Origin of the sequence: Bacillus sp. FSL K6-1338 (genome assembly GCF_038006965.1) — a bacterium.
In the GTDB taxonomy this organism is placed as follows: domain Bacteria; phylum Bacillota; class Bacilli; order Bacillales; family Bacillaceae_G; genus Bacillus_A; species Bacillus_A thuringiensis_S.
The window spans coordinates 4,718,961-4,745,224 of record NZ_JBBOWI010000001.1; the positions used below are offsets into that span (position 1 = coordinate 4,718,961).

The window sequence follows — 26,264 nt, forward strand, 5'->3', positions numbered from 1 at the left end:
ACCTATAAAAAAGAAGACTGTTCCAAAATATTGGAACAGTCTTCACTTATACTCTTATTCTTCTCCGAAACGCTCCACAAGTGTTGCAAGTGTACGTACCATTGCACCAGTTGCTCCAGCTGGACCTAAGTCGTGCGCGCCTTTTGTTTCTGATGTTCCAGCGATATCTAAGTGTACCCACGGTGTATCTTCAGCGAATTCGCCTAGGAATGTACCTGCCATAACCGCATGTCCTTCACGGCCTGGTGAGTTATTTAAATCAGCAAACTTACTGTTTCTCACACGTTCTTTATCACGATCAAAAATCGGTAGTTGCCAAATTGGCTCATCTGTTTCCATAGAAGCCTCTAGCACTTGCTCAAATAACTCTTCATTATTTGTCATTGCGCCTGTCGTATAGTTTCCAAGTGCAACAATTACACCGCCTGTTAATGTTGCAACATCAACAAGGTAGTTTGCACCAAGTTTTTTCGCATACGTAATACCATCAGCTAAAGCTAGACGACCTTCTGCATCCGTATTTAATACTTCAATTGTCTTTCCGCTCATAGATGTGATTACATCGTCTGGCTTAAATGCCGTACCACTTACAACGTTATCAGTTGAAGGAATAACAGCGATCACATTTTGTTCTGGGCGCAGTTCTCCGATAATTTCCATCGCACCTAATACAGCAGCTGCACCGCCCATATCACCTTTCATACCAACCATGCCTTCACGTGGTTTTAAAGAATAACCACCTGTATCGTATGTAATACCTTTTCCAACGAATCCAATGACATCCGTCCACTCTTCTTTTCCTTTATAAATAAGAGCGATCATTTTTGGTGGCTCTACACTACCTTGGTTTACTGCAAGTAATGCACCCATACCAAGATCTTCCATCTCTTCTTTCTCAAGAACTTTATAGTCCATATCATACTTCTCCGCTAACTCAACAGCATACTCAGCAAGCTTTGTCGCTGTTAATACGTTTGGCGGCATATTTACAAGTGTACGAGCCGAGTTTGTTGCACGTCCATGTACGTAGCCAACTGTTAATGCGGCTTCAATTTCTTGTGCATCTTCCGCTGTAATAGCCGTGAACTTCTCTAACTCTTCACGATCCTTTTTATCTGATTTATACGTTTGTAACTCATATGTACCAAGGCCTTGTACTTCTGCTGCAATATGAGCTACATCAATCGCATCTAATTTCTCTGTTACGAAAGAATCAAGTAAGATTGCTGCATCTTGTACTTTTGCTACTTGTAATGTTTTAAACGCTTTTCCAAGAGCCGCACGTAACGTTTCTGTCGTGTAAGACTCTTTCTTGCCTAAACCAACAAAGTAATAACGTTTCACATTTGTTTTTCCTAAGCTATGTACTTTCGAAATGGCCTTTTTCTTCGTAGATAATTCTTTCTCTTCTAGTAAAACTTGTAATTGTCCTTCAAACGCTTTGTCCAGTTCTTGTACAAAACTACTCATTTTCTCTTCTTCAAATAGAGCAACAATCACTACTTCATGACCTGCTAATTCTTTTTGTACTTGAAACATGTTCAGACCCCCTAAATTTCTCTACCACCATTATAACTTTATTTTCTATAAAATGCGACAATTCCAACTACAGTTATATGACGTGTAAAATCTCCTCTATTATGAAATAAGCCAAGAAAAAAAGTCTAGCGTAATTACAACTAGACTATCTTTGTTTTAAATATTGACCACGAAACACTTGCATCGTTTCGTCTTGATTTAACATCGTTAACTCTTCTTCTGTAAACTTACCATTTCCTACTTTTACTACATACACATTTACTTTTTTCTTACCCCATTGGCTATAAACATCTTTCACCGTATCATAATATAGATCAAGACGGTTTCCTTTTATTGCACCGCCCTTATCAGCTACTACACCATACCCGTAACCTGGCACGAAGAGAATCGTTCCAATCGGGAATACGCGTAAGTCCGCAGCAATTGTGGAATATAAATCCCTTTTCACTTTAACACCTGAATATGTAATACCATACTCTGGATGCCCTGGCCTCTTACCAGTTGACTCAATCCCCGATGTATAACCTGTTGCAGTCATTTCAATTGAACGATATTTAGACCAGTCGTTTGCCTGCTCTAAAGCATTTATCACTTCTTTACTCGGAGCAACATTTCTCTTAACTTCTGCTGCATGTACTTCTTTTGCACTCGTTCCCTCATATTTCTTTACAATCTCTAATAGAGAAACTCCTGTGAAAGCATTCCATGTTACGCATAATGCAATTGCAAGTAAACAAGTCATCATAATGCGAATACAATATCGTTTTAACATTTTTATATTCCACACTCCTTCATCGTTAATCATTCCCTATACGATGAAGGAATATGCAAAAAAATAATCTCCAAATGAATTGGAGATTAAAACATTTGATATCCGCTTTTCCGAAGTTTCTTGATTACGACTCCTGCTAAAGCAGCCCCTACTAATCCAGTAGATAGAATAAATAAGTCTGCTTGTCCTAAGTGCGATACACTTGTCCCAAATGAAGAAAATGTTTCTTTCGGCTTTGAAAAATAATCCCACATACTCGCTTTATTAATAATAAGCATACAAACAATCGGATACACAATAACCATTACCCATGTAGCCCGCAAAATCATGTTGAGTAAAAATCCAATTCCAAAGAACAAAATAAAGAATAACATCATTGAAATAAGTAGTACCGGTATACTCACTCTTTTTCCCTCTCCTTCCCACGTGCCGTAAATACGTGATAAGCTGTATAACCAAATGATTCTCCTGGATTTAATGTTTTGTCCACTTCAAGATGTAGTTCTGATCTTCCTTCTAACAAATATTTAATAAGTACAGACGTATTCGGATCGTCCGCAATCTTATCTGGATGTAAGAACGCCACTTCAGACAATTCTTTCTCCTGTACAATAATATTTTCTCCTTCAGGCTCCAAAAGGAAAATAATCATATTATCACTAATTTCATCACGAATAACACCCGATCGAACACCAATGATCCCCTTCACATGAGCGACAATGCCTGTCTCTTCTAACACTTCGCGTTTCACAGCTTCATCAACTGTCTCACCTTCATTTACAAAACCAGCCGGTAAAGACCATTTCCCTTTTAATCCACTGTATTTCTTCTTAACGAATAGCCACCTGCCATCTTTTGTAGCTACTAGACCGCTAACAGCTAGCCATACCTTCCCTCGTTTCTCCATGATGTAATAACCTCCTCCATCATAACGGACAGAATATTCTTTCTTTTTTATATATTATACTATATTTTTAATATGAAAAAAGCAGAAACAGCGCTTAGCCGTTTCTGCTTTTTCTACTATATATTAAAAGAACTTTAATTTACCTTTTTTAAGAACTAATAAAGGTCCACCTAATAAGAACAGGTAGCGGTTATCGATTACTTTCTTCATGAAGGAAGCTTTCCAACCTGTTAACTTTTTACCCATAACAACACCCATTGCATCGTCATGACCTAAAGAACATACAGATCCTTTATTATCGAATGCGAATTTTTTCATTTCGCCCTTGCCACGAACTAATACAGTTAAGTTGTGTGCAATGTTGTAACCTTGTTGAATTGCAATTTGTGCTGTTGGTGGGTATGGACGGTTAATTTCTTCGTTAATAATTAACGCGGCATCACCAACCATGAATACCTCTTCGTATCCTGGAGCGTGCATGTACTCATCGACTTTTACACGTCCGCGCATTGCTTCAAAGCCAGACTCTTCTACAATACCATTACCACGAACACCTGCAGCCCAAACTACTGTTTCAGACTTAATTAATTCCGTATCATCGCCATTTGCAACGATAATTCCTTCTTCAGTTGCTTCTTTAATTGCTGTACCGATGCGGAATTCTACGCCTTTTTTCTCAAGTTGTTTTACAGCGTATTCTACTAATGCTGGATCGAAACCTGGAAGTGCTGTTGGAGCCGCTTCTACACAAATGATACGTGCTTTTTCACGTGGTACATTGTACTGTTTGCAAAGTTCAGGAACACGGTTTGCAAGCTCACCTACGTACTCGATACCAGTAAATCCAGCACCACCAACAACGATTGTTACTAACTCATCGCGCTTCTCATCTGCATATTTAGCGAAACTAGCTTCCATATGCTCACGAATTTCACGAGTTGCATTAATGTTAGCGATTGAGAATGCATGCTCTTTTAATCCTGTAATTCCGAATGTTTCTGATTCGAAACCAAGACCGATTACTAAGTAGTCATACTCTAACTCGCCGTCTTTTAAGATAATACGTTTTTCAGCAGCTTTAATTTCTACTACTGTGTCTTGTACAAAGTTCACTTTATTTGTATCAATAACGTCTTGAATATCTAGACAGATTTTTTCATCTTGTAATGTACCAGCTGCGCTCTCGTGTAACCAAGTCGCTTGGTAGTGATAGCTGTTGTTGTTTACTAACGTAATTTCAGCTTCATTTACAGATAATGCTTTTTGCAGACGAACAGTCGTAATCATCCCGCCATAACCTGCACCTAAAACTACGATTTTTGGAGTCTTCACCAAATCACAACCCTTTTCTTTATATAATAGTAATGAGAAATAATACCAAGTACTAAAAACTCTATTTGTCAAGAATGTGGAATTTATCACATTCTATATCATAACAAAACGCAGTCAAAAAATCGTACGAATTTTGTCATAGAAATTTAACATAATACTTCCCTATATTAGTCGGTTTTATTCCAGAATTCAAGCATCTGGCGAATTATCAATATTTTAAAATAACATAGCGTTTTCAAGGGTTTTTCAGCCTTTTTTTCATGTATTTTCCTTTCTGTATATTTTATACAATAAAAAAGAACCTATGCGAAAACTTACACACAATTCAGTCGTTTTCAGAAGTATTATGAACTCAAATATGCTATCATTTATTTGAAAGTGTCATCATTTGCAGGATTTTCGTGTACATATGAACAATATATGAAATCAATATCAAAATTCCATCTATAGGGGGAATGAAAGTGGCAGAAAATCAAAAAGTTTACGACATAACAATTATTGGTGGTGGTCCAACGGGACTGTTCACAGCATTTTATGGCGGTATGAGACAAGCAAGTGTAAAAATCATTGAAAGCTTACCTCAACTTGGAGGACAATTATCCGCACTCTACCCTGAAAAATACATTTATGATGTGGCTGGATTTCCAAAAGTGCGTGCACAAGAATTAGTCGATAACTTAAAAGAGCAAATGAAGAAATTTGATCCAACCGTTTGCTTAGAAGAAGCGGTTGATACGCTTGAAAAACAAGCTGATGGTATATTTAAACTTGTTACGAATAAACAAACTCACTATTCTAAATCAGTCATCATTACTGCCGGCAATGGTGCTTTCCAACCACGCCGCTTAGAATTAGAAGGTACAGCAAAATACGAAAAGAAAAACTTACATTATTTCGTTGATGATATGAATAAATTTGCTGGCAAGCGCGTCGTAGTATTTGGCGGTGGCGACTCCGCAGTAGACTGGACGATGATGTTAGAACCGATCGCTGAAAAAGTTACAATCGTTCATCGCCGTGATAAATTCCGTGCACATGAACATAGCGTCGAAAACTTAATGAATTCTCGTGCAGAAGTAAGTACACCGTATGTTCCAGTTGAACTCATTGGTGATGACAAAATTGAACAAGTCGTTCTTCAGCACGTAAAAACTGAAGAAAAAGTTATCATCGATGTTGATGACGTAATTGTAAACTACGGCTTCGTTTCTTCTCTTGGTCCAATTAAAAACTGGGGCTTAGATATACAAAAAAATAGCATCCTTGTGAATTCAAAAATGGAAACGAATATTCCTGGCATTTACGCTGCTGGTGACATTTGTACATATGAAGGAAAAGTAAAACTTATCGCTTGTGGATTTGGCGAAGCACCGACAGCAGTAAACAATGCAAAAGCTTACTTCGATCCAAATGCAAAACTTCAACCGATGCATAGCTCAAGTATGTTTTAATATAGCAATGAAAAGAACTCCTTTTACGCGAAGGAGTTTTTTATTATTGTGCTACCGTATCCTTCCAAAATATGTTACAATAAAACAGAACAAACGTTCTATTTAATAAGGGGGATATTTTAAAGATGAAAGAACCTATTATCGTAAAAAAAGAAGCTTTCCAAGCAATCGGCGTTTCGGTTACGACGACTAATGAAAAAGAAGCATCTACTGAAGGCAAAATTCCCGAGCTCTGGAACCGATACTTTCAAGAACAAATGATGCATCACATCCCAAATCAACAAACGAAAGAAACACTCGCTTTCTACTCCAACTACGAATCAGATGAAACTGGTACATATACATTTACAATCGGTATGCCCGTTTCTTCACTAAAAGAAGTTCCTGAAAATATGACAACTTTAACAATACCCGCCGCTACGTATGCGGTATTTACAACGAGAAAGGGACCAGTTGCTGAAGTCGTTTGCGAAGCTTGGGAATATATTTGGAAATGGTCGAAAGAAAATAAACGTGCTTTTACAACAGACTTTGAGCTTTATGATGAAAAAGCAACAGATCCAACCAACGTACAATTGGATATTTATATTGCATTAGCCTGAACGACAAAAAAGAAGATACCATTTGGTATCTTCTTTTTTGTCGTTAAATAGCCACTGTGCAAATTCATTATTATTGTCTACAATGAGAAAGTGCAGTATAGAAATATTAGAAACTGTATAAAGTGAAACTATAATCAGCGAGGGACATCTCTCATTGAGTATTAGCCCTCACCAATCGGGCGTTTACTGTTTTTTTAGTTTAAATTTGTCACATAGAAAGGAAGCAATATGGAGGAACTACAACAAAATAAAACTGCTTTAGAAGGAAGCGGAAAACCGTTATTAAAAAATACGAATTTCCTTTTTCTTTGGGCAGCTACTCTTTTTTCAAGCTTTGCTTTAGCCTTTTTTACTTTTTCACAAACGTGGTACATAGCAAAAACATTAAACCTTGAAGCTTCACTCGGTGTTGTTTTCGTAGCTCTTAGTGTTCCAAGGCTTATTTTTATGATTATCGGCGGCGCTGTAGCTGATAAATTCCCGAAAAAAAACATTATGTTTTACTCCAATATTATTCGAGCGATTCTTGTTGCAACCATTCTCACATGGTTTATCGTTGGTGATGTAACACTATATACATTTGCTTTATTCGCTTTATTCTTTGGACTTGCCGATGCTTTCTTCTGGTCAGCAGATGGATCTATCTTACCGGAATTGGTAGAAAAAAGCCGGTTAACACAAGCGAATTCACTTACACAAATGACGAACCAAGCATCGGTCATCTTAGGCCCTGTACTTGGCGGAATTCTTATCAAATTCACAAACTACGAGACAATATTTTCTATTACAATTTTATTACTGATTGTCGCGGCCATACTCGTTCAAAAAATACAATTTACGATGCCAGAACTAAAAGATACGGATAAAGGTATGTTCACTTCCATTAAAGAAGGAATCTTATATGTAAAGGAATCACCATTCCTTTCAACTTTCCTTATTTGTAGCGCCTTTTTAAACTTATTTTTGATCGGCCCGATGCAAGTTGGTTTCCCGCTTTTTGTTAAAAACGTGCTGCATGGTGATTCACTCCAGTTTAGTTACTTAGAAGCATCTGTAGGCGGCGGAATGGCAATCGGTGCTGTCATTGTCGGTTTAAGAAATATTAATCGTAGGCGCGGTCTTTTTTGTATTATCATGATGCTATTGTCTGGTGTATTCTTCTTAGCCATCAACTTTAGCACCGTACTTTGGCAAGCACTATTAGCCGGCATGTTTTATGGTATTACAATTGCAATGGCTATCGTTCCGCTTATGGCGATGATTCAATCGACAGTAAAAGAGGAAATGATGGGACGCGTAATGAGCTTACTTATGCTATCATCAATGGGCTTTATCCCGCTCTCTTATGCATTCACATCAATCGCACTTGCACTGGGAATTCCAATCGTAACCGTTATGAAAAGCGGTGCAATTGCTGTTATCGTCTTCGTACTATTTGTAGCGATTCGTGTTCCAGTTGTAAGAAAGTTCGACTAGCTACTTGGAGTCATGTATTATACGCATGGCTCCTTTTTAAATGGATCAAATAACGCTATCCCCTTACTTCTTCTCAGTGCTGCTCCCCATTCTAATCCAACCTCTAAAAATAAATCTCGCACTGTACTATATAAAAGTGCCTTCACATTTTTACGGATTTCCCCGTATTTATAAGCTCTCACGACACTCTTCACTCGCCAAATGAAATTTCCATACACTTCTTCATCAGCTAATATTTGCTCTAGTAAAACACCTTGCTCTAGCAATCCGCTCTTTTTATATGCAAGTTCTACCTTACTCCAAAATATATTAATCTTCTTCGGATTACTCGTCATCGGCAGAAGTGCGTATATAAAAGGCTTCGGTATATCATGACGGCAATACGTCTCATCAAGCTCGTACGTTATTTTTCTTTTCTCTTTTATTTGTGGAATGTTTTTAGAAAGAATTGTTTCCCTCTCGTTTTTTTGTTCCTTTCCGCTACAGCCAGCTGCATAATCCTCACTTTTACAAGCGGACATTTTCATACGGTCATCCATGCGGTCAATTGCAGATATAAGAAAAATATATAAATTCGCACTATACCCGCCGCGCTTATGTCTTTCTTTTGTTGCAACACGCTTTATAATTCCTAGTCCCTCTAACTTTGCAATTGAACGGCGTACTGTACGAATACTCTTTCCAACATTCTTCGCAATCGTCTCCATTAACGGACAGGCGACTCCTACTGTTTTTTGTTTCTCATTCACCGCATACTTTCCTAAAAAATGAATAATGATAGAATCAGTTTTATTCAATTGAAATCGGTAGCACTTCAAAACTTGTTTTTGATATGTATTAAACTCTTCTTTACTTCGAAATTCACTATATGGTTTCATTAAATTATATAAGCTTCCCATTTATATCACCTCATTTATAAGTAAGAGGCAGGAAGAGAATTTGGCGTGGAATTTAATATTTTTTTAATGGAGATGAAAATATGATCGTAATTAGCGCTTGTTTAGGTGGTATCGCTTGTCGATATGACGGAAATGACAATCTCGTTTCAAAAATAGAGGAGCTTCTGCAAAAAGAAGATACCGTCCTCATTTGTCCTGAAGTATTAGGGGGACTACCAACGCCTCGTCCTTCCGCTGAAATTATTGGCGGGAATGGCGACGACGTTTTGGACGGAAAAGCGAAAGTGATGACAAAAGATGGTGAAGATGTCACAGAAGCTTTCGTAAATGGCGCTTATAAAGCATTAGAACAAATTAAAAATTTACAACCAGAATATATTATTTTAAAGGAACGTAGTCCATCTTGTGGTAATTCTACGATTTATACTGGAGAATTTAACGGTAATAAGCAAACTGGTTACGGGGTAACTACTGCTTTATTTAAAAGATACGGATTTAAAGTCTTTTCAGAAGAAGAATTTGAAAGCAAAAAAAGGAATTGACCCTGTTCGTCAATTCCTTTTCTATCTGTCTTATTTCACGCCTAATTTTTCTTTCACTTTCGCTGGAAGCTCGTCTTTCTTCACTTCTTCCCAAGCTGTTACACCTTTTTTATCTGAGTGATATACGCGTAGGAATGCTTCTTTACGAAGATTTTTTTGAGCTATGAATTCTAATTCTTTCTCTTTACCGTCTTTATCAAAGCCAGTCAGCTTATATTCATAATCTTTAAATTTCTGCCCATCACTAGCTTTACTATCAAATTCTTTTCCATCTACTGTAATTTGAACATAATACTCATCTTTACCCATACGGTTTAAATCACAACCAACTAACAGACTTGCAAATACAACTAAAATACTAAATAGTGCAATGTATCTTTTCATTTCCTTCACCTCATATGTTTTTCTTATATTCTTATCTTAAAGCGCAGAGCTTAAAGAAGAAATTCAAAAACATGACATGAACATTACACTTTTGTAAGATAATAATTATTTCTTCACTTTAGAAATCTTCATTCCATCACCAATTGGAACGAGTACAGATTCTAAATGCAAGTCGTTTTCTATTATTTCATTAAACTTCTTCATAACTTCTGTATAACGTTTTTGTTTCGCACACTCATCACCTACACTACCGCCAATAACGTCTTTCACGCCAATTTCGCCATTTATCACGTAATTTCCTTATACCGTTTATTACGCCTTCTATTATGCCCTCAATTATAATCTCTATTACAAGATATCTCACTAAACTAATAATAGGTTTAATTACGTATCTCCCTATGAATTCAAGAATATCCTCCATCATATTTTCCTCCTTCTTTCAAAAGGAAGCTGCTACTACGCGTCCTCTTACGTTCAGTTACAACCGCTGTCCTACTGCGATATATACCAACAAGAATAATACGACAACAACATCCACAATAACGCTATTGAATTTGGAAGAAACTTCGGTAAATACTGATACTATAGTTAACATGGCTAATAAAAACACTTTCCATCTATATTCGGGTATGCTCCCAAAAACTTTATAAAATCAACGAAAACTTTACTACAACTCTTCCCGTAACTAATTTATTATCGTGGTAAACCGTCTTCCACTACATCCGTAACAGTTCCATTCGGTTCAAAGATTACACGTAATGATCCTTCTCCACCATAACCAGTATAGTCATATACTGAATAAGATTTATATTTCTCAATCACATGTGGCTGTCCAATTGCAGCTTTTACCTGATTCGCAGGCATACCTTTTTTGATTTTCAAATAGTGATTGTAACTTACTGCTGCCGAATTGTTATTTACATCTTTATACCACGGTACACGATCGTTTTTTTCTTCATATTCCTTTACAGGCTCTTCAATACGTTTCGTAGATACCCGATTCTCTTTACCTTTCTCTGTATCTTTCTCTGTATCTTTCTCTGTATCTTTCTCTGTATCTTTCTCTGTATCTTTCTCTGTATCTTTCTCTGTATCTTTCTCTGTATCCTTTATAGCAGTACGTTCAATATTCACAACGTAACCATATGTATTTAATTCAACCATAATTTCATATGTACCATCCGTATCTTTTTCAGTATAAAATACGCGTTTTTCATTGTTATTATAATGTTTTATGTTCTCACCACCGTAGTCAATCGTATTAAGAATATCCGTATACATCATACCTTCCTCAATCTTTTTAGATTCATCATGAGAAATGTAACGCTTCTGTGATGATGGAGCGTCCTCATTTTTAATACTTTCACGTTTACTCGTAGTCATAGGTGTTTTCTTCTGTTCTTTTAGTACGTCACCTTCCGCCTTCGCTGGTTGCTTTACTCCTACTTTTGTTAATACGTCTGTATCGCTAGAACAAGCTCCCAAAATCGATACTGTAGTCAACGCCATCCCTACTATAAGTACTCTCTTAAATGACTTCACTCTAATCCCCCCGGTATTTTTTAATATTTAGTAATCAACGTATTTTAATTAATACGGAACTATTCAGTTCTATACAATTTGCTATAGCCTTCTCCCTCATGCACCTTTTTTATATAAAGTGAAACTTTAATCAGCCCTCACCAATCGGGCTTTTATGGAATAAATCTACCTATTAGTCATAACCGATGCAGCTACAGCTAATCCAAACATGGTCACCAATCATCTTCGTTACAAATATTAACATTAAATATAACTAATAAATAGTATATTTCTCCTATTCATTTACATTTCTGTTGCATAATCTTATCTTAAAACGAACAATATGAAACTCGATTAATCATATATCCCATATATAATAACATTTAAATTAAATTCTAAAGTAACTTTACATGCATTTTCTGTTTTAACGCCAAAATAAAAGACCTTCCTAACGATTTTATTCTATCGCTAAAAAGGTCTTTCCTATTTTGGCTAAAAACTTAGCACTCTTCTGGCTTACCAGCATTCGTCGCTGTACGGAAAGATGATCCAAATCTGCATGATGCGATTGTGTTTAGATAATCAATCTTGAATTATGCGTTCAATTTAAAGCAGGTTAAAAAATAATAATTCCTTATTCAATTAACATATGCATTAGTTTAACAACCTAATGCTGCTGTACCAACTGATAGTTTAGTTTTCAATATGTGAAAAGGGATTTCTAAATGATGAATTGAATATATATTTATTGTTTACTCGTTTTTGAGAGGTTCCTTTATGGGAAGATAAGCTTTACTATATTCCTGTACTTCACACAGTTCTATAATAACTAATAGTGATGCTGTGACGTGATTTTCTATTAGTGAGATAAAGTATTTTTCAATTCATTTATTATAAATTGCGACTCTCGTCCTCAAGAATTATTTCTTTTGGGTGAAAGTTTTTTTATGATATAAGTTTCATTCTGTCATAATTTAAAGGTTTCGAGAGGAGAAATAATATGAATCCTATTTTATTAGATGTTCCGTTACAAATAGAAACAGACAGACTCATTCTTCGAGCACCACTTCAAGCAGGTGAAGGGAATGTAGTACATGAAGCTATTAAAGATTCAATTCGTGAATTAAAGCCATGGTTGTCTTTATTCCAGTCCATTCCTACTGTTGAAGAAACGGAAATTCTTCTGAGAAATGCGCATATAGATTTTTTGAAAAGAGAAAGCTTTCGCTATCTTATCTATCATAAAGAGACGAATGATTTTGTTGGAACAGCTAGCCTTCATCGAATTGATTGGAAGGTTTCTAAATGTGAAATTGGATACTGGATTAACACGCAATTTAGTGGCAGTGGATATATGACAGAAACAGTAAGTGCGTTAACAAACCTTGGATTTCAGTTATTCAAATTTAGAAGGATTGAAATACGATGTGAATGTAATAACACGAAAAGTCGTGCACTCCCTGAAAAACTAGGCTTTGAACTTGAAGGGATATTACGTAATGAAGATTTTTCATCTGACGGCAAACAACTAACTGATACTTGCATCTATGCAAAAATAAAGTGAAATATTGATTAGCCTTGGTAATCGGGCTTTTACGGCAAAAGAAAAGACCTCCTTAACGATTTTATTCCATCGCTAAAAAGGTCTTTTTCTATTTCGGCTAAAAACTTAGCACTCTTCTGGCTTACCAGCATTCGTCGCTGTACGGAAAGATGATCCGCATCCGCATGATGCGATTGCGTTTGGATTGTCGATTGTGAATCCGCCGCCAAGCATCGATTGTTTATAATCAATTTTTACTCCTTTAACAATTGGAGCACTTTCTGTATCGATAACAAATTCAACACCGAAAAACTCAAGAACTGTGTCGTCTTCTTTTGGTTCTACTTCAAATCCTAAGCCGTAAGAAAGGCCAGTACATCCACCGCCGTGTACAGCAAGGCGCACGTACTTCTCTCCATCTTCAGCATCTTTTAACATATCTTTAATTTGAAAAGCTGCTTGTTCTGTTACTTCAATCATGAAATACACCATCCTTTCTGTTCTCATTCTATTATACATCTTTACGCTTCTATCTTGTACTCATACACTCCGCGGCAAATTACTTCCGCAGGCCCTTTCATCAACACGTTTCCTTCTTCAGTCCAAGCAATCATTAAATCGCCGCCAGCTAAATGGACTGTAATTTCCTTACCACGTTCCATCTTTCCATTTAAAATAGCAGCGACAACTGCAGCGCACGCTCCTGTTCCGCAAGCTTGCGTTACACCAGATCCACGTTCCCAAACGCGGAAATTCATCTCTGCATCATTCAAAATCTCGATGAATTCAACATTTACTCGCTCTGGGAACATTTCATGTGTCTCCAGGACTGGACCAAGTGTTGTAAGAGGTGCTTGCTCTACATCATCAACAAAAATAACCGCATGCGGATTCCCCATTGAAACAGCTGTAAATGCATAGCGATGATTATTGTATAAGAAGTTTTCACGAATAAATGGTGTTTCACCTTCACCAAGCATCGGTATTTCTGCACGTGTTAAACGCGGTGCTCCCATATCGATTTTCGCTAATGTAACTTTCCCTTCTTCTACCGTTACTTCCGCTGTTACAATACCAGCTAACGTTTCAATTGTGAAAACTGTTTCTTCTACTAGTTTATGCTCATACGCATATTTCGCTACGCATCGTAAACCGTTACCACAACTCTTTCCTTCTGAACCATCATTATTAAACATGCGCATTTTCACCGGAGCTACGTCAGATGGACAAATTAAAATCATCCCATCTGCTCCAATACCAGTATTAATATTTGAAACCTTTTCCGCCACAAGAACTAAATCTTCTTCAGGAATTTGTTCTTCAAACATATTTACATATATATAACTATTGCCAAGACCATGCATTTTTGTAAAAGAAAATTGGCTCATTTATATTCACTCCAAAAATAATTTGTTATTTTAAGTATAGAATGCATGCTTTTAGAACACAATATGAATGTCCCCCGTTTCTCATATTTGACAACGTTTGGCGATGAGCCACTCTTACACACATTGTGTAAGAAAAAAGCCCTTCTAAAAAGGGCCTTTTTTTATTTATCTATAGTATTAAACTCCCCTACGAAATAACATTTTATCTAATGAAAAAGGTGCTGCTGATTGCAACACCTTAAAACATTGGATTTTCATCCAAATAATCATATACATTATTGACCAGTTCTTCTACTGTAGCACCTTGTACAACTTCACCATTTACAAGTGCAAACGGTCCTTCAAAACAAATGCCACAATATCCTAAACAACCATACTCCATTACATCTAAATTCGGATCTTTTTCTAATTTCTCTAAAGCTGCTTGTGAACCACTTGCAAGGTTACCTACACAAAATTCAATTAATGGTTTAATCAAAATTCTCCCCCCTGTACTACAAAACAAATTACCTTCTGACTCCATCTATAAGAAGAAAACTAAGCTGTCTCTTGTTGTTTTCGTTATACATCCTAAACTATTTAGTTACTTCACTATTTCACTTCAAAGTAGATGGTTTTATTTTATATAACATGCTACTTGCAATAAAATAGTAACTAAAAAGGCAAAACAGTTTACTTTACTTTTCTTCTTATTGTACAACAGAGTATTCATTCATGCATTGTTATTTGTTCACAAATTCGATATAATTTGATTGAGTAAAGTCAAAATATTTTATTAATATAAAATTTTATGATTAGGGGATATTTCAACAGAAAAGGGGTAATCCATCATGAAACACCTCGTAATACTAGGTGGCGGCTACGGTGGAATGAGAATTCTACAAAGGCTACTTCCAAGCAACCAACTTCCAGATGATGTACAAGTGACATTAATCGACAAAGTACCATATCATTGCTTCAAAACTGAATATTATGCATTAGTTGCGGGTACTATTTCAGAAACACATATTCGTATACCGTTTCCCGAGCACCCACGACTCAATATTCAATACGGCACAATAACAAATATTGATCTCGAAGAAAAAGCTGTTCATCTCGATGGCGGCGAAGCGATCCAATATGATGATTTAATTATCGGTCTTGGCTGTGAGGATAAATATCATAACGTTCCTGGGGCGAAAGAATATACACATAGCCTACAATCGATTGAACAAACACGTAAGACATATGAACAATTAAATAGTCTAGAACCAAATGCAACAGTAGCTGTCGTTGGCGCTGGCTTAAGTGGTGTGGAAGTTGCCAGTGAACTTCGCGAAAGCCGTTCTGATTTAAAAATCTATTTATTTGATCGAAAAGATAGAATTTTATTCCCGTATCCAGAGAAATTAAGTAGATACGTAGAAGAATGGTTCGTAAAACATAAAGTTACTATTATAAGAAACTCTAACATTACAAAAGTGGAACCAAATATTGTGTATAACCACGATGAACCACTTGAATGTGATGCAATCGTCTGGACAGCTGGTATTCAAGCAAATGAAGTTGTTCGAAACCTTCCAGTTGAACAAGATGGTAGCGGACGGGTTGTCTTAACTAAATATCATAATATTCCAAATAACGAGCACGTGTATGTTGTAGGAGATTGCGCAGCACTTCCACACGCTCCATCTGCCCAACTTGCTGAAGGTCAAGGAGAGCAAATTGTCCAAATATTATTAAAACGTTGGAACAATGAACCACTTCCTGACGAACTACCTATAATCAAATTAAAAGGTGTTCTCGGCTCTCTTGGTAAGAAGCATGGCTTTGGTTTACTTGCAAACCAACCATTAATGGGACGTGTACCAAGATTATTAAAATCCGGTCTACTTTGGATGTACAAATATCATAAGGGTTAATATCTTACAGGCTGTCTACTATGTAGACAGCCTCTTTGCATCAGTTTTTAAAAATTATCAGACACCTCTTTCTCAATATGTATAATGATTTATTTTTCATTTTTATATTAAAAACTATTGATAAACAGTGTATGCTATTTGTAAGTTGTCTTATTATTTCCTTTAAGACCGAATTCATTCGGTCTTATTTTTTATGTGATAAATACTTTTGTAGGAGGCATTACATTCAACTTATGAACTTATCGAAACTAAACAATCGAATAGAAGCGAAAAAGAAAGAGTTAATCTATCTCGTTGAACGATACGGATTAACTCATAATAAAGTGATTTCTTTCAGCCAAGAATTAGATCGTTTACTTAACTTATTAATAAAACTCAAGATGAAGAAAAAACGTTGCTCTTTATAACCCTTATCCTCCCTTTTTTGATACGATATAAATAGAATCAGAAAGGAGCGATTTATGTTTATATTAAAAGACGTTATATATAAAGATATCCTACACATTCCTTATTTACAGATTCAAAATGAAAAAATCACTTGCATTATCGGTGAAAGTGGAAGTGGAAAAAGCACATTGCTTCGCATGTTAAACGATTTACAATCTCCAACATCCGGTACAATTGAATATAACGGAAAGTTAATTTCTGATTATCCGCCTATTCAATTACGTCGTGACGTAGTTATGCTTGGGCAAACTCCACCTATTTTTGATGGAACCGTTAAAGAAAACCTATTAACGGGACTTCGTCTTTCTGAAAAACCATTTCCAAATGATGATGCCCTGCGGAGTGCATTACAAACCGTTAGCTTAGACAAGCAATTAGAAGATAGCGCCTCCTCATTATCCGGCGGTGAAAAACAAAGACTTGCCTTTGCTCGTATTGTACTTATGGATCCGCCTGTCTATTTATTAGATGAACCCACTTCAGCACTAGACAATGATACAGAACGCCGCGTTATGAAACAATTTACTGAACTAGCACGAAAAAAGAAAAAAACAGTTATCTTCATCACACACTCGCAACAACTTCCAAAAGAAATTGCAGACGACATTATTGAAATTAGTAAAACAAACGGTGCAACTAGAAAGGAAGTGCTCTCTATTGAAGGGCGTTATTGAACTCCAAATTTGGCAACTGGCGGCTGCCTATATTTTTATCCTTATCTTAATTGGACTTGTAAAATTAAAAGGAATACCTCGTGAAAAACAAATCGCGCTCGCAACATTCCGTATGACGATTCAGCTCGTACTTGTTGCATATGTCCTTACATACGTATTTGAAAACAGTAATCCATTTTATACAATTGCTCTCATTACTTCTATTACTACCTTTGCAATTTTTAATATTTATAAACGAGTTAATATCCCAATGTCTAAAGAATTAAAACGAGTAGCCGCCCTTTCCATGGTCGCTGGATCAATTGGGCCACTTCTACTATTTATCTTTGTTATTATCGGTCATGACCCCTGGTATGCTCCGCAATATATCGTCCCTATTACGGGAATGTTAGTCGGTAATGCCATGACTGGTGTTTCTCTCGGCGCAAATACGTTCTTAAACAATATGAAATCGCAAAGAGGTCAAATTGAAGGTGCACTTATGCTCGGCGCAACACCGAAAGAAGCAGCTGCTCCGCTCATTCGAGACGCTTTTGATTCTGCTATTTTACCAACAATTAATTCTATGGTCGGAATGGGAATTATAAGCTTACCAGGCATGATGACTGGTCAAATATTATCCGGTGTATCACCATTCACAGCCATTCAATATCAAATCGCTATCATACTCGGTATTTCAGGAAGTACCGCTTTCGCTGTCATTATCTTTTTACAGCTTGGATATAAAACGTTCTTTAATAAGCGATGTCAGTTGAAAGAGGTTGACTATGATGCGAAGTGAATCGTAACTTTCGCTCAGTAAATGATGCCCTGTTCTCGGTGAGTGAAATTATATCAACGATTTTTTCAATATATCTATCATAACTTGCAATATATCAACGATTTTTCAAATATATCTATCATAACTTAGAATATATCAACGATTTTGCACGAAATATCGATTTACCGACAAAAAGTGACATAATAAAAAGAGGAGGCTATTCGCCCCCTCTTTTTATTGTCTTACGCCTTCTTAACGAACTGTGATTTTAACTTCATAGCTCCGAAACCGTCGATTTTACAATCGATATCGTGATCGCCATCAACTAGACGGATACTCTTTACTTTCGTACCGATCTTCACAACTGAAGAAGTTCCTTTTACTTTTAAATCTTTAATAACAGTAACAGCGTCGCCATCTTGAAGAACGTTTCCGTTCGCATCTTTTACAACTTTTGCACCATCATTATTTTCAGCTTCTGCGTCTTGGCCCCACTCATGAGCACATTCTGGACATACGAAAAGAACGCCATCCTCATACGTATATTCTGAATTACATTTTGGACAATTTGGTAAAGTAGCCATAAATTCATTTCCTCCGTTCATTATTTATACGTAAAAATCAAAATTGATGTTTACATCTCGATAAATAAAATTTGTATAGCATTTCTTTATAGTGCCATAGTCTCACGTTATTGACAACCCTACCTCAAATTCTCATTTTTTATTGTATTTTACAAAATTTCAATTCGTATGCCTTTTTTCCATTTGCTCTTCTACTAATTTTAAAAATCTTCGTTGTGCATTTTTATTTTTTACCAGCAATCGAACTCTCAGCTTACTTTGTAAATATGAGCGAACTTTGTAGTTCGTAATAAATAACTTTCGATACTTCTCGTCTTCATACATCATTCGAAACCACTCATACTGCTGCAAGTAAAGTATGTTAGCATCAATCTTTTTCGTGTGTAAACCCGTACTTAAACTAATAGATCCTATTAGAGCTTCTATTAATGCTGAAATCATTTCTCTCTCCCCTAATAAACAAAAGAAGAATCTTCACAAGATTCTTCTTTTCAAAATGAACGAGTTCCCTCTAGAAACCCCAATTATTTTCTTCAATATAAATTTGATATTCTTCTACTTCTTCTTCACTTAACTTCTTATTATTTTCATATACCTCTTGCCACTCGAAATAATCTTCATCAAAATAAACAGCAAATTTAATTTTCACATTTTTCTTCTCTGTATAATCATAACCAGTAAACTCTACTACGTCATACTCTTTTTCTTTCTTCACAAACTTCCAAGTTGGATTATCAGTCATAATCTCTAAAGTAACCCCTTCATCACTTGAACGAACAACGTTTTTAATATTCGGCTCAGTTGGTAAAAAGGACAGCCCTAACGCAACTAAACCAAACACAATCCCGACTATAATCTGTAAACCAATCATACCAGCTACACTAACGCCGCCCTTTGATTGTAAGAAATACGCCTTCTCATGATCAGACGCATCTTCTCCCTTACGAAAAACACGAACAGCATGCTTATAATATAAACGGTTTCCTTGCCATCCAGTAAATATCATCATTCCTAATTGAAGAGCTAAACTAAATGTTACATAAATCCCATCTGGAATATCTATAAAAGGGGGTATAACTATACTAGGTATAGCCAATAACGCAAATATAATAAATAACTTATACATTTTACGATAAGCTAACCAAAAAGTTGGGAAGAAAAAGGCTACCCAATTCCATGTATTCCCTTGCGCAGGATTTTCTACTTTACCCCACTTAAAATCATAATAAGCTGTATTTTTTTGAACAACTTTATGTAATTCTTGCTGAGAAATTGTTTCTTGTAAAACAGTGTCCTTCACGTACATCATCCTTTTCTTATTTCTATATACATTTATTGTATATGTACAAAATAAAGGAATCTAACAAAAAGTACACATATTTCATAAAAATGAACGGAAATCGAATATATTCCGACAATTATCTGTTTCTTATTTCATTTTACTTTTAAATATATTAAAATAATCATGTATCATACCTTTAATACACCAAGTTAATTATTTTATATATTCACTAAAAAGGATGCATCAAAATCATTTTTATACATCTTTTTTAGTGAATATATACTACTATTTTAAAACAAACATCTCGACTTAAGAAAACTCACAAATTAGCCTTCTACTATTTCAAACATATTTCCACTTACACAACTAATGAATAGTCCATTATTAACTTCCTCAATTGATACAATAAAATCTATTACAACAACATTTTTAGGGAGTTTAATTATATCTTTCACTTCGCCACATTCAGCATCAAGTATGATTAATTCTAAATTTGAAGTAGCAATGTAAATTTCTCCATCTTTATATAACAGAACCTTTGTAACATCATGTAGAGTCGTATTGTTCCAAATCACTTTACCTGTTTGAATATTAATACCGCAAATTCTGCCTTCTCCTAAGGACAATACCATCATCTCTCCAGTAAGAAATGGAGGTAATTCAATTTCAAAAGGCATATTTACTTCATATAATTTTTGACCGCTCTTATGGTCATAACATTGTATTTGTCTACTTACATCTTCATATTCATACTCAGTTCTTGTTAATAGTATTTTTGATTCCATTGATGCAATGTAAGAGTACTGTACCTCATCAAAGGCTTTTTCAAAAATTAAGTTACAACCTTCTTTTCCATATTCCCACTTTTGTAATGAATCTATTGCTACACATATAAAATGTTCATTAGTTAAAGTAACTGGTTCATTTGGATTACAATCTTCCATCATTTGTTTCCATAGTGTAGAAGCGTCTAATAATTGAATGGCAATTGCAACGTTACTATATACATCAGCTTCCCCATCTTCATCAAAAGAATTTCCTGCTAACACATAGTAATCTGAGCCAAGATGACACTGCGCCATTTCTCCCCCAACTCGGACATTCTTTTCCCATAATTTCACTCCACTTTCAAGCTCTAATAAAACATTGTAGCCTTCTTGTGTAATAACTAGTAAACGTGGTAACTCTTCTCCCGTAGTTTTTACATCTTGTATAATATGCCCTTCTATTTCTAAATCCCATAGAAGCTCCCCACAACTTGATGAAATAGCGTACAATTTCGCCATACTTTCTCCAAATCGATTCGCATGCCAAATAATTGTGACACCATTCACAGTTATGCAATTACAATCTTCTACTATTGGAATATGGCACTGCCAAATTTCTTCTTTCGTTTCACTATCGAGTTTACGAATTCTGTGGTTATTTCCCTCTACATAAAAGATACTCTTCTTATCATGAGATAGTACCGGAGTAAATATCGGGTCAACCTCTCTCCCTTTTAAATACTTCCATTTTAATTCATACTTGTCACTTGTAGAATGATAAGTTCGATACATAATTTCATCATTTCCATTTACAAGTTTAGGAACAAATGGATCAATTCCTAACATTCTATGGTAAGCATCTTTGATTCGAAAAGAATCAACTCCACTCATGTAAATCTGCCCTATCTCCTTTTTAAGAAACGAAAAGAGTACTCGTAAAAATTGCTCGCTATCAACACTAGCTAACTTCTTGCCTCTCTGATTAATAATGAGAAACTCCCCATCTTTCTTCTTAAATTCCATCTTTTTTTCATATTCATTTAAGAAAATTGTAGCGTCATCATATTTAAAAACCTCGATACAAGCATCAAACAACTGACAAATCGGGTCTATTATGTCCGTCTTTTCTTGAAATACAATACTCTCATCTATACTAAGTACTATTTCTCCGACATTTTCTGTTGGCAGTTTATTTAGTTCGATTTGAAACTTTTTCATTATTTTCTCCCTCTATTGCGCGTTATCTAAACTAACTATAATATATGACATAAGATTCTTAAAACTATTATTTGAGGTGACCGAATATGAAGAGTACAATTTGGGCAGAAGATGACTATTTAAAACTAGCACCCATTAACGACGAACTAATCAAAAAAGCAGAAGAGGTACTGAACGTAAAGCTTCCAGAATCATACATAAACCTTCTAAAAGAACAAAATGGGGGAACTCTTCGTCTTGATACTCACCCTACTTCAAAGCCAAATTCTTGGGCAGACGATCACGTTAATGTATCTGGTTTATATGGTATTTCTTTTGATGAAAATGAATCTAGTATTTTAGAGAGTCGCTATTTAATTCGAGAATGGGAAATGCCTGATAATATCGTACTTTTATCTGGTGATGGACATACATGGATTGCATTAGACTATCGAAATGTAGCTGAAAATCCTCCAGTTATATTTATCGATAATGAGTTTGAGGAAATTATTGAATTAGCACCTAACTTTGAAAGTTTCTTACAAAACTTAACTACGTATGAATATGACGAGGAATAAGTCTCGCTCTAAAAAGGATCAAGATTTCATTACAAATTTACACGCCACTTTAAAACCACTCGGCTTTAAGAAAAAAAGACATACATTTTTCAAAGCTGAAAACGGATTTTATAAGCTCATTAACATACAAAAAAGCCAGTTTGGAGATGAATTCTATATAAATATAGGAGTCCACCCTATCGGTCTCCCGCAGCTTATTACGGACCAATTACAATTAAAAGAAAACATTTCAATATTCGATTGCATTCTACAAACGAGAATAGAGCCTATGCATATCAAACAGAACCAGTTATTGCATAATGTTTCACATGAAACTATCGCTATTCCGAATTACCTTTCTACTATTTTCGACTGGTTTCAAACGTGAGCGTCTTATGAAAATCTAGTGGAAATGAATATACATTCCATTACTCCGGTACTAGCTGTCGTTTCAATATTACGAGAAAAAGCGTTTCTGCTTCTTACTTGTTTTTCTTTCTCCAAATTAAAACAGTACGAACAAGCTAATCGCTATTTACAGCAATATTTACATTGCTCCGTGCATCTGAATACCGAGGAAAAAGAGCTCGTATTCTTTCATGAAATTGATATGTATATAAAAAAACTAGTAGAAAGTGCAATATGATTTCACATTTTGCTTTCTACTAGTGCTTTATATTCCTTTTGTAACTTTTTAAATTGTTCTTCATATTTTTGCATCTTCACAGTATCCGTTTTTGAATTAAGGACTGGCCTTCTTCTCCCAGTCACCATTATATTTTTCCCATCTATTGCATCGTTCATATATACGTAAGGTTTAAAAGACTCGCATACCGTATATGGCAATGCTACAGAAAGTTTTGCATACTCTTCCACCTTAAATTGATTAGATATGCTTAACTCTTTTAAATTTTTCAATTGCATTAACGGTTCTAATGAATCATCTTTAACCTTTAAATTCATCAAAGTAAGCTTTTGCAACTGCTGTAATTCAGCGAGTGGTTTTAAAGTTTGTACTTTCATCGCTGTATTTATCCCACCACCCATATAGAAAGTATTGAGTTGTGTGCACTTACTTAAAGCACTTAAAGCACTTAAATCTTCTAACTTAGAAAAATCATCAATTAGTAAGGATTTGAGCTTTTTATTATAATCAATATCCCATAACGTCTTCGCTTTTGTATTCCAGCACATATACAACTGTTGTAAATTAGACAATTTCTGAAGGCTACTTAAATCCTCGACCCTCATTTCGTAAACGTATAATATATCGGGACAAACATACGTAAGAATATGATCAAACTGCTTTTGATTTACTGTGAACACCCATAACTTTTTAACTTGCAAAGATGCTAGTCGTTCTATATTTTTTGTTTTCCCCTCAATCGCTACTTCTTCTAAATCACCAGCTATACTTGCTAAGTCTTTCATAATCTTGGGCTGATCACCAATCGGAAACATGTTATCCTCCCCTACAACTCCCAAGTAATAATCATTTCTTCAAATGACTCCTTACTAACTTCCAATCCTTCACTATCTTCCGTTCCAATCATCGCTACTTCTTCTTTAGACAACATAATTTTCTCGTTTGGATTTTTGATTTTTCTCTCATACACGAGTTGTAAAAGCTCTATTTGTTCCTCTGTCAGTTCATACTCTTCTTCCAGTCTTTCCATTGCTGATTCTGTATCAAGTAATGGAATTTCTAATAAGAATCCGCCGTGCTCTTCCATCTCTTCAAATGAATCAATTGAATACGCACCGCTATCCTCAATCCAAAATGCAGTTGTAATAAAAGGAACTGTTTCGCCTTCTACTTCTTCTAATACGTATTGAAGTGCTTCTTCTTTCGCAATATCTATTACTTCCGAAGGTGCCCCTTCAAAATAATCTTTCGCATCAATCCACTCATCAATTCTCTCGCTATTCACATCTTGAAGACATACGATCGTGTAATTCGGATGAAACGTAATTGTCCCTTGTCCGCCTTGAGTATTTTGCATACTATAGTTAAATCCATCCCATGAACTTTCATGTGAGAAATCTGGACAATGCGCTACATTAATTGCATGGGCAATCGAATTTAAAACGCAGCCTTTCCATAGTTGTTCTTTATCTATATGTAATTTATATTTACTCATCCGCTTCCCCGCCTACATATTTTTTTATATTATCTGTCGAATTCTCATTCCTTGTAAAGTACTTTTACGGTATGTAACAACATGAAATAACAGTAAACGATTTTTTTAAGGTGAAATTTCAAATGAAATTCCGATGCTTTATTACTTCTATAAATTGTATTGATTATAATCTCATTCAAATAAAAAAAGCGGTCATATCCCTATGACCGCTTTTTTTATTCTATTGTAATGCTCCAATCTCCGTCAGCTTTAACACCAAAGCTATACATTCCTGTGTCTTGGAATACTTGAGAAGCTGAGCCCTCATAACTTCCAATTTTGTTAACAAGCAAGTTTTTATCATTCACTTTAATAATAAAGTTTCTTAAGCCCGTATGTTTAAGTTTAATTATGTGGTTACCACTTGGTACTTCGATAAATACCACATCGTCCCCATGACCGCTAACTGTGCCTGGTGCTTTTTCTGTATTTGGAGAAGCCTTTTGGGTTACCGAGCTACTCCAACCTCCACTTGATTTCACTTCTAAATAGTACTCTCCAGATGAAGGAACCGTTGTTTGGACTGTTCCTTTATAGCTCCCAATAGTATTTACTAATAATTGAGTAGCTGTACCCGAAGAATCTTTTAGATGAACGATGAAGTTTCTTGAACCTTGATTGGTAAACTCAAAGAATGCTAAACCTGAATTCAAATTAATTTTACTTGTAACAGAATCTCCAGATCCTTCTAGTTTTTGTTTACTATTATTGTATGATTCTTCAAGTTTTTTCTTTAACTCTTCCTGCTCTTTTTCTTTAATAATCCTTTGCTCTTCTTTAATTCTAACTTCTTCCTCTTTAATAAAGTTTGCAATAGAATCCTCATTATCAAAAACTTCAATCTTTGTAACAGCAGTCTTATTTAAAACAACAGCCGCTATTTTACCTTCAGAGGAATTGAAAGTGTATACAGAATATCCTTCGTAATCTTCAAAGGAGCGATTATTAAGACTTGCTTCTTCTTTTTTATTAGAAAAATCTTCTTTAGTCATTCCGACTGTAAACATCGATTTTATTTCTTCGATACCATATTTCTTGTATGTAACCTTTTCTTTCTTTTCTTCTTTCTTTTCTTCTTGTTTTGCATTTGCAACTTTTTCAGCAGGCTTATTGTAAGTTGCATTTAATAAAAAAGAACTATCAAAAATAGAGTATCCTACAAATCCTATGACCATAAGAATAGCAAATTTCTTTTTACCATCTTTCTTTTTAACCAATAGTTGAATGATTTTAGCTAAACCATATAAGCCCATAAAGAAAAATATTACCGCTATTCCACCTAAAAATGAGACATTAAATCCTAATACTACCATTGCTAATACAAATGAAATAATAGCTCTTTTTATCCATATTTTTGCTGGTTTTTTTCTAATTTTACTTACTAATGAAATTACTAATAAAACAAGTGATGCAAAAAATAACAAACTCCCTACGACTTCTAAAAATCCCATAACATGTCTCCTTCTGTCTTGTTCAATACTAAATGTATTATATAGATATATTAATAGTAACTCATTATTCGCAAGGAAGTAAGGTGTTTAGGGGATGATTTAATTTTT

Annotated in this window: 29 protein-coding genes and 2 pseudogenes; 11 read left to right on the top strand and 20 right to left on the bottom strand. The window is 35.3% G+C overall.

Features of this window, described 5'->3' with window-relative positions; genetic code table 11:
* Positions 1 to 54: 54 nt before the first annotated feature.
* The 5 genes from pepA to NZ044_RS24365 form a co-directional block, all read right to left on the bottom strand.
* Complete coding sequence (gene pepA / locus NZ044_RS24345) at positions 55 to 1,539, bottom strand: cytosol aminopeptidase (protein ID WP_000487966.1); 1,485 nt, start codon at positions 1,537 to 1,539, stop codon at positions 55 to 57.
* 145 nt (positions 1,540 to 1,684) lie between these two features.
* Positions 1,685 to 2,311: a 3D domain-containing protein gene (locus NZ044_RS24350; RefSeq protein WP_000920103.1), complete on the bottom strand. Its 627-nt coding sequence runs from the start codon at positions 2,309 to 2,311 to the stop codon at positions 1,685 to 1,687.
* An 86-nt stretch (positions 2,312 to 2,397) separates the two neighbouring features.
* On the bottom strand, positions 2,398 to 2,715 hold the full coding sequence (locus tag NZ044_RS24355) for a YuiB family protein (protein ID WP_000027012.1): 318 nt from the start codon (positions 2,713 to 2,715) through the stop codon (positions 2,398 to 2,400).
* Positions 2,712 to 3,218: an NUDIX hydrolase gene (locus NZ044_RS24360; protein ID WP_098506251.1), complete on the bottom strand. Its 507-nt coding sequence runs from the start codon at positions 3,216 to 3,218 to the stop codon at positions 2,712 to 2,714. The genes NZ044_RS24355 and NZ044_RS24360 overlap by 4 nt, the downstream gene beginning before the upstream one ends.
* A gap of 123 nt (positions 3,219 to 3,341) precedes the next feature.
* A complete protein-coding gene (locus NZ044_RS24365) occupies positions 3,342 to 4,550 on the bottom strand; it encodes an NAD(P)/FAD-dependent oxidoreductase (protein WP_000856602.1) in 1,209 nt (402 codons plus the stop codon).
* 461 nt (positions 4,551 to 5,011) lie between these two features.
* Between NZ044_RS24365 and NZ044_RS24370 the strand changes: the two genes are divergently transcribed.
* From NZ044_RS24370 to NZ044_RS24380, 3 genes are all read left to right on the top strand, one after another.
* Entirely contained in the window at positions 5,012 to 6,001 is a 990-nt protein-coding gene (locus tag NZ044_RS24370) for an NAD(P)/FAD-dependent oxidoreductase (RefSeq protein WP_000829785.1), read from the top strand.
* A 125-nt stretch (positions 6,002 to 6,126) separates the two neighbouring features.
* A complete protein-coding gene (locus NZ044_RS24375; RefSeq protein ID WP_000662574.1) occupies positions 6,127 to 6,603 on the top strand; it encodes a GyrI-like domain-containing protein in 477 nt (158 codons plus the stop codon).
* Positions 6,604 to 6,831: 228 nt separating this feature from the next.
* Positions 6,832 to 8,079, top strand: a complete 1,248-nt coding sequence (locus tag NZ044_RS24380; protein WP_000391930.1) for an MFS transporter — start codon at positions 6,832 to 6,834, stop codon at positions 8,077 to 8,079.
* A gap of 17 nt (positions 8,080 to 8,096) precedes the next feature.
* On the opposite strand, the gene NZ044_RS24385 is transcribed toward NZ044_RS24380, so the two are convergent.
* Positions 8,097 to 8,978, bottom strand: coding sequence for a helix-turn-helix domain-containing protein (locus NZ044_RS24385; protein ID WP_000535257.1), 882 nt, complete (start codon positions 8,976 to 8,978; stop codon positions 8,097 to 8,099).
* An 80-nt stretch (positions 8,979 to 9,058) separates the two neighbouring features.
* Here NZ044_RS24385 and NZ044_RS24390 point away from each other — a divergent pair, with 80 nt between their 5' ends.
* Positions 9,059 to 9,520, top strand: a complete 462-nt coding sequence (locus tag NZ044_RS24390) for a DUF523 domain-containing protein (protein ID WP_000635491.1) — start codon at positions 9,059 to 9,061, stop codon at positions 9,518 to 9,520.
* Between the two features lie 30 nt (positions 9,521 to 9,550).
* On the opposite strand, the gene NZ044_RS24395 is transcribed toward NZ044_RS24390, so the two are convergent.
* The 4 genes and pseudogenes from NZ044_RS24395 to NZ044_RS24415 form a co-directional block, all read right to left on the bottom strand.
* Positions 9,551 to 9,904 carry a YxeA family protein gene (locus NZ044_RS24395; RefSeq protein ID WP_000833143.1) on the bottom strand — a complete coding sequence of 118 codons (354 nt, stop codon included), beginning with the start codon at positions 9,902 to 9,904 and terminating at the stop codon, positions 9,551 to 9,553.
* Positions 9,905 to 10,009: 105 nt separating this feature from the next.
* Positions 10,010 to 10,195, bottom strand: coding sequence for a methyltransferase (locus tag NZ044_RS24400; RefSeq protein WP_044783984.1), 186 nt, complete (start codon positions 10,193 to 10,195; stop codon positions 10,010 to 10,012).
* Between the two features lie 402 nt (positions 10,196 to 10,597).
* Positions 10,598 to 11,446 (bottom strand): hypothetical protein, encoded by an 849-nt coding sequence (locus NZ044_RS24410; protein WP_184121819.1) that lies wholly within the window; start codon positions 11,444 to 11,446, stop codon positions 10,598 to 10,600.
* Between the two features lie 479 nt (positions 11,447 to 11,925).
* A pseudogene (locus tag NZ044_RS24415) lies at positions 11,926 to 12,018 on the bottom strand (iron-sulfur cluster assembly accessory protein); the annotation flags it as partial.
* A 407-nt stretch (positions 12,019 to 12,425) separates the two neighbouring features.
* On the opposite strand from NZ044_RS24415, the gene NZ044_RS24420 reads away from it, so the two are divergent.
* Complete coding sequence (locus NZ044_RS24420) at positions 12,426 to 12,989, top strand: GNAT family N-acetyltransferase (RefSeq protein ID WP_001068198.1); 564 nt, start codon at positions 12,426 to 12,428, stop codon at positions 12,987 to 12,989.
* Positions 12,990 to 13,094: 105 nt separating this feature from the next.
* Here NZ044_RS24420 and NZ044_RS24425 read toward each other — a convergent pair whose 3' ends face one another.
* From NZ044_RS24425 to NZ044_RS24435, 3 genes are all read right to left on the bottom strand, one after another.
* Positions 13,095 to 13,448, bottom strand: coding sequence for a HesB/IscA family protein (locus NZ044_RS24425; protein WP_000573830.1), 354 nt, complete (start codon positions 13,446 to 13,448; stop codon positions 13,095 to 13,097).
* Positions 13,449 to 13,489: 41 nt separating this feature from the next.
* Positions 13,490 to 14,356, bottom strand: coding sequence for a diaminopimelate epimerase (gene dapF, locus NZ044_RS24430; protein WP_000077409.1), 867 nt, complete (start codon positions 14,354 to 14,356; stop codon positions 13,490 to 13,492).
* 238 nt (positions 14,357 to 14,594) lie between these two features.
* Positions 14,595 to 14,834, bottom strand: a complete 240-nt coding sequence (locus NZ044_RS24435) for a YuzB family protein (protein ID WP_000595025.1) — start codon at positions 14,832 to 14,834, stop codon at positions 14,595 to 14,597.
* Between the two features lie 352 nt (positions 14,835 to 15,186).
* Between NZ044_RS24435 and NZ044_RS24440 the strand changes: the two genes are divergently transcribed.
* From NZ044_RS24440 to NZ044_RS24455, 4 genes are all read left to right on the top strand, one after another.
* Positions 15,187 to 16,257 carry an NAD(P)/FAD-dependent oxidoreductase gene (locus NZ044_RS24440; RefSeq protein ID WP_000682066.1) on the top strand — a complete coding sequence of 357 codons (1,071 nt, stop codon included), beginning with the start codon at positions 15,187 to 15,189 and terminating at the stop codon, positions 16,255 to 16,257.
* 233 nt (positions 16,258 to 16,490) lie between these two features.
* Positions 16,491 to 16,664, top strand: a complete 174-nt coding sequence (locus NZ044_RS24445) for an aspartyl-phosphate phosphatase Spo0E family protein (protein ID WP_001054092.1) — start codon at positions 16,491 to 16,493, stop codon at positions 16,662 to 16,664.
* Positions 16,665 to 16,718: 54 nt separating this feature from the next.
* Entirely contained in the window at positions 16,719 to 17,378 is a 660-nt protein-coding gene (locus NZ044_RS24450) for an ABC transporter ATP-binding protein (protein ID WP_000470267.1), read from the top strand.
* A complete protein-coding gene (locus tag NZ044_RS24455) occupies positions 17,362 to 18,159 on the top strand; it encodes an ABC transporter permease (protein WP_000679259.1) in 798 nt (265 codons plus the stop codon). Before NZ044_RS24450 ends, NZ044_RS24455 begins: the two co-directional genes overlap by 17 nt.
* 221 nt (positions 18,160 to 18,380) lie before the next feature.
* On the opposite strand, the gene phnA is transcribed toward NZ044_RS24455, so the two are convergent.
* The 4 genes from phnA to NZ044_RS24475 form a co-directional block, all read right to left on the bottom strand.
* The gene (gene phnA, locus NZ044_RS24460; RefSeq protein ID WP_000212735.1) at positions 18,381 to 18,722 is read right to left on the bottom strand and encodes an alkylphosphonate utilization operon protein PhnA; all 342 of its coding nucleotides are present in this window, start codon (positions 18,720 to 18,722) and stop codon (positions 18,381 to 18,383) included.
* A 159-nt stretch (positions 18,723 to 18,881) separates the two neighbouring features.
* Positions 18,882 to 19,163: a hypothetical protein gene (locus NZ044_RS24465; RefSeq protein ID WP_000622255.1), complete on the bottom strand. Its 282-nt coding sequence runs from the start codon at positions 19,161 to 19,163 to the stop codon at positions 18,882 to 18,884.
* 70 nt (positions 19,164 to 19,233) lie between these two features.
* Entirely contained in the window at positions 19,234 to 20,031 is a 798-nt protein-coding gene (locus NZ044_RS24470; RefSeq protein WP_118961879.1) for a DUF2628 domain-containing protein, read from the bottom strand.
* Between the two features lie 299 nt (positions 20,032 to 20,330).
* Positions 20,331 to 21,989, bottom strand: a complete 1,659-nt coding sequence (locus NZ044_RS24475) for an outer membrane protein assembly factor BamB family protein (protein ID WP_044783126.1) — start codon at positions 21,987 to 21,989, stop codon at positions 20,331 to 20,333.
* A gap of 86 nt (positions 21,990 to 22,075) precedes the next feature.
* Between NZ044_RS24475 and NZ044_RS24480 the strand changes: the two genes are divergently transcribed.
* On the top strand, positions 22,076 to 22,546 hold the full coding sequence (locus NZ044_RS24480) for an SMI1/KNR4 family protein (protein ID WP_000843111.1): 471 nt from the start codon (positions 22,076 to 22,078) through the stop codon (positions 22,544 to 22,546).
* Positions 22,533 to 23,171 (top strand): annotated as a pseudogene (locus NZ044_RS24485) (DUF4304 domain-containing protein). Before NZ044_RS24480 ends, NZ044_RS24485 begins: the two are co-directional and overlap by 14 nt.
* A gap of 2 nt (positions 23,172 to 23,173) precedes the next feature.
* Here the strand turns inward: NZ044_RS24485 and NZ044_RS24490 are convergent.
* The 3 genes from NZ044_RS24490 to NZ044_RS24500 all read right to left on the bottom strand — a co-directional run bounded on the left by NZ044_RS24490 (position 23,174) and on the right by NZ044_RS24500 (position 26,156).
* Entirely contained in the window at positions 23,174 to 23,986 is an 813-nt protein-coding gene (locus NZ044_RS24490; RefSeq protein WP_098506254.1) for an internalin, read from the bottom strand.
* Positions 23,987 to 23,997: 11 nt separating this feature from the next.
* On the bottom strand, positions 23,998 to 24,666 hold the full coding sequence (locus NZ044_RS24495; protein ID WP_098506257.1) for a hypothetical protein: 669 nt from the start codon (positions 24,664 to 24,666) through the stop codon (positions 23,998 to 24,000).
* A gap of 215 nt (positions 24,667 to 24,881) precedes the next feature.
* Complete coding sequence (locus tag NZ044_RS24500; RefSeq protein ID WP_340950017.1) at positions 24,882 to 26,156, bottom strand: tripartite tricarboxylate transporter TctB family protein; 1,275 nt, start codon at positions 26,154 to 26,156, stop codon at positions 24,882 to 24,884.
* Positions 26,157 to 26,264: the final 108 nt, after the last annotated feature.